6 protein-coding genes are annotated in these 4151 nt (G+C 49.0%); 5 read left to right on the forward strand and 1 reads right to left on the reverse strand.

All coding sequences use genetic code 11. The features are described from left to right. Positions 1–39 precede the first annotated feature (39 nt). The gene (locus tag ACY69O_RS05945) at positions 40–165 is read left to right on the forward strand and encodes a HisA/HisF-related TIM barrel protein (protein WP_462332551.1); all 126 of its coding nucleotides are present in this window, start codon (positions 40–42) and stop codon (positions 163–165) included. Between the two features lie 192 nt (positions 166–357). On the opposite strand, the gene ACY69O_RS05950 is transcribed toward ACY69O_RS05945, so the two are convergent. Further along, positions 358–714, reverse strand: coding sequence for a hypothetical protein (locus ACY69O_RS05950; RefSeq protein WP_462332546.1), 357 nt, complete (start codon positions 712–714; stop codon positions 358–360). 196 nt (positions 715–910) lie between these two features. Here ACY69O_RS05950 and ACY69O_RS05955 point away from each other — a divergent pair, with 196 nt between their 5' ends. The 4 genes from ACY69O_RS05955 to ACY69O_RS05970 form a co-directional block, all read left to right on the forward strand. Next, positions 911–1567 (forward strand): zinc-ribbon domain-containing protein, encoded by a 657-nt coding sequence (locus ACY69O_RS05955; RefSeq protein WP_462332547.1) that lies wholly within the window; start codon positions 911–913, stop codon positions 1565–1567. A gap of 21 nt (positions 1568–1588) precedes the next feature. After that, complete coding sequence (gene fliB, locus ACY69O_RS05960; protein ID WP_462332548.1) at positions 1589–2770, forward strand: flagellin lysine-N-methylase; 1182 nt, start codon at positions 1589–1591, stop codon at positions 2768–2770. Between the two features lie 31 nt (positions 2771–2801). After that, positions 2802–3539 (forward strand): hypothetical protein, encoded by a 738-nt coding sequence (locus ACY69O_RS05965; RefSeq protein ID WP_462332549.1) that lies wholly within the window; start codon positions 2802–2804, stop codon positions 3537–3539. 65 nt (positions 3540–3604) lie between these two features. Beyond that, positions 3605–4151, forward strand: a 547-nt coding sequence (locus ACY69O_RS05970) for an FIST N-terminal domain-containing protein (RefSeq protein WP_462332550.1), incomplete at its 3' end; no start/stop codon positions are given.

Raw genomic sequence — 4151 nt, forward strand, 5'->3', positions numbered from 1 at the left:
CATGTCTACTATCTGAGCCGCGCTTCGCGCCTGCGCCGTGTGGTAGAACAGCCGCTCAGTCTTGTTGGCGGAATCCGTTCCCTTGAGGACATTGAAAGGGTTCTTGAGGATGGCATTGATATGGTTTCCATGAGCCGCGCTGTTGTCAGCGAGCCGGATATGTAGCAGAAGCTTAAGGCGGGAGAAAGCACGCAGTGTCTTTACTGTAACCGCTGCTTTGTCATTGCCAATCTCCATCCGGGGATGCGCTGTGTGCGTCAGCGGAAGCTCATGAAAAAGTAAATGCATATAAATGTAAAAGCCCCGGCATCAGGTACATGATGCCGGGGTTTTTTGTAGGCTATGACGGTGTGAGGATTATTCAAGCGTTGCCGTGCCGTTGTTATTAAGCGTTACCTGAGATGTGCTGAAGATGTCGATGTTGTACCAGGCAAGGGAACTACCGTCTTCAAAGACCGCCTGGATATCCCAGTACTGTTGGTTGTTTTCGCCGAGCATGATTTGAACCGACTGCCCATTCTTCAGGATAATGCCGCCAATGGCATTTCCTTCCCAGTTGTTTGTTGTTGAAGCACTGACATGGACTTGGTGAATCGGAAATCCCGTGTTATTAACAAGGCGGAAACCCTGTGCGCCTGCGAAAGCCACGCTGCAGAGCGACATAACGAAGAGTGCTGTCAGAAAGAAAATCTTAAGAGATTTGAGCTTTTTCATTAAATAATACCTCCGTGTAGTTGGGTTTGGCAAAAGACCTGTACCTGTCATTTGCCGGGACAACCCAATGGGCTTAATTTCCTATGTTATTCATTTTATTCGAATTTCTGATGAAAAACAAGAGTATTTCAATATAGCGGAGGTTTTGGCAAGGTGATACAATTAAACGTATATGTATACTCTAGGGGGAAAAGGAATGTCAAATTTTTGTACGAATTGCGGAAAAGCTTTGGCAGAGGGGGCTAAGTTCTGTACGGGGTGCGGAGCTGCAATTCAGGCAGAGCCGCAGGAATCGTCTGCAAAGACCTATGAAGCGGTACAAGAAGAAACCGTACTGAAGCAGGAGAACCGGTATAAGGAAGCGCCGGAGGACTTTGAAGAAGACGATGGGGAAGAAGAAAATAAGGATTTTGCGTATTATGTGAAAAAGGTGCTTGTTGGAGCACTTATGGTAGTCATGATGTTTGAGTCTAAATACTATTATAAGCACGACCGGCTCTATATTCCACCGGTGATTCAGGAGACACTGGGCATTGGAAGCAATGCGGATATTGATATAGTGAAAAACGGTTCTCTCAGAGAATATCCCGGGGTCAAGATAGGAAAGGAAATGGACCGTTTCTTCGATGATGCGAAATGGAGCTCTGAGGATATGGGCAAGGGAGGGAAGCGCGTAACCTGTTCCGGAACCTGTATCTGGGAAGGTCGTCAGGCAAAGGCTGCTATCAGCTTTATGGTGCTTGATAAAAAAGTGTTCGGACAGGGCAATGTCACCATTAACGGCCGTAAACTCAGTCCGCAGGACGCGCATGATGTGGTGCGCACCATCATGAAGCGGGAATACAGCATCTGATAATCGGGAAGGGGCAGGCGTATGGGTACGGAAAGCACATACAGTGTATTTCAGCCGGATGACTTTGACAGCTTTGTTTGTACCGGCGCTTTATGCCCGGATACATGCTGCATAGGCTGGTGGGATATTGTTCTCGACGATGCGGCCCTTGCACGGTATCACAAGGTCCGGGACGAAGATTTTCGCAGTATGCTTGAACGGGCCGTGGCATGGGAGGAAGAAAACGGGGAACGTATTGCTGTTATCCGAATGGGCGCAGGAAACCGCTGCCCGTTCCTAAGAAATGACGGCTGGTGCAGTATCCAGAGAAAAACGGAGGAAAAGAATCTTTCCGTTACATGCAGGACATACCCGAGAGTCTTATATCATTTCCGCGGAGGCGAAGCCTTTCGCTCACTGTGTGTTTCCTGTCCCGCAGCAGCAGAGCGGGTACTGACAAGAAAAACACCTATAGAGTTTATAGAGGCAGAGACTTCCGCGGAATGGGAGGAAGGGCTTCGCGTAGGAGGCAGGGAGGAGCATCTTAAAAAAACGGCACTTCCGCTGAGGGAACATCTTATGCATATACTTCGTGATGAAAAGTTTTCTGTGCGTGACCGCATGCTCCGATGCAATACTTTCCTTTGGAAAGCACCATCTGCAGGCGGACATCATGCGGAGCATCATCTGGAGCAGTTAATTGCCGAGGACGAAACGGCTGCTGCAGACGGCAGTATAGTATGTGATGTTTCGGCTGAAGAAAAGCGGGAAGCGCTGCTTTTCGTTCTTAAGGCACGAAGACAGAATCCTGCACTTCGGCCGGATTTTGCCTCACGTTTGGAAGATGCCATTCTTCATGCTGCAGATAAGGAAAGCTATGACGCGGATATGGAGCTTTACGGAGCATTTGCCGATAAAAAACTGCAGCTGTTTTGGGAGAATTACCTTTTGCTGCAGGTATTTCAGGATATGCTTCCGACGGAGGAAGGAGTTTCTGAAGGAGAGGCATGGACGAAGCTGGTCATAGCTTTTGCTGCGGTGTTGGCTCTTGTAAGGACAGATTTTGCCGCCAATCCCGACGAGTGGACAGTGGAAAAGGCAGTTCTGCCCGTGCAGCTCGGAGTAAGATTTATAAAGCACGATTCGGCGTTCATGGAACAGGTTTATTCAGCAGCACGTGAACGCGGAGAACTAAAAACCTTCTGCGCCGCGCTTATAGGATAGTTTGAAAATAAAAAGAGAAAGGAGACTGCGTATGAAACGGATATCAATGATTATATGCGGTCTTCTTTTTTGTTTTGCTGCGGGCTTTTGGGCGTATAAAACCTTGTATCTTGCAATCGCGCCCAAGGAAGAACCTGATCCCCGGATGGTGCAGATGGCGCGGGAGGCACAGTATGTGCGGGAAAGAGAAGATGAGTACAGACGCCTTCTTGAGCAGGGGACAAAAGAGCTTTACGAGGAACAGAATGAAAAGGCTGCCAGGCGCACGCTGGAGCAGGCACTTGATATAGCCCTTGATGATGTGCAGAGATATCAGGCTTGGCGGTGGCTTGCCGAGGCGGCAGGGGAGACAGATTCAGCCCTCCGCAAAAGAGCGGGGCAGCAGATGGCGGCAATCGGTAAAACGTCATGGGAAAGAAGCGAGGGGCTTTTCGTGGCGGCTACTGCGCAGGAAAAGCTGGGGGCTGTCCGCGAAGCAGTCAGAGAATATCAGGCTGCAGCCGCAGGCTATGAAAAGGCAGGGGCCTTTGCGGAAGCCTGCCGCTGCCTGCAGTATGCAGCGGATGCGTCCCTTTTGCCCGGAATGAAGGATATAAAGCTCTGCAGAAAGCTGCTTGAGAGAGAGGAAAAGCTCCTTGAACGGGTTGAAATGGGGCCGAAAAAGGAAACACTTGCCTATGACCTTGAGCTTTCAAAAGCCGATTTGGAGAGGCGGGAAAGATATTTGGATAAAGAAAAAAGAAAATTTGCAAAAAATGAAGGCAAATAGCAAAAAAAATAGAATATAAAAAAGTTAAGGTATACGTTAAGCGGCAGAATGAAAGGATTGTTTGCATGAAGCAGCTCTCATACAGCTTTCGGGACAAAACCGGTCTTGCGGCATGCCTGCGTGCTTTAGTGCAGGATGCTCCTTCAGAATATACATCCGTACTTGTAAGTATCTATACAGATGCCGATTGGCAGGAAGTAACGGAATACGAGAAAAAAATAGAGGAATCCCTTCCGAGAGCCACTGTTGTCGGCAGTTCATGCGACCACAGCATAATACACGGAAGTATCGTACGTGGTGAGTCTGTCATGGTTGCTCAATTCTTCGAGGATACCGTCGTAACGCTGCAGCTGTGTGATTTTGACGTAACGGCTCCGGCGAAGGCAGGCAAAGAGCTCGCAAAGCTTCTTTCGAAAATTGAAGATCTTGCCGGAGTTGAGTTTCTCACAGTTCCGGGCGGGTTTAATACCCGCGTTTTCTGGGAGCCTCTTTCGGAGATTCCTCCGTCCATTTCTCTTTTCGGAGGAGTGGCGAACCGCAGCGACGACAGGCAGCTTCCTCTGTTTGCCTTTGCACGCGGCAAATGTATTACCGCGGGAGTCGTTGCTATTC

The organism is Schwartzia sp. (in: firmicutes), from assembly GCF_978017985.1.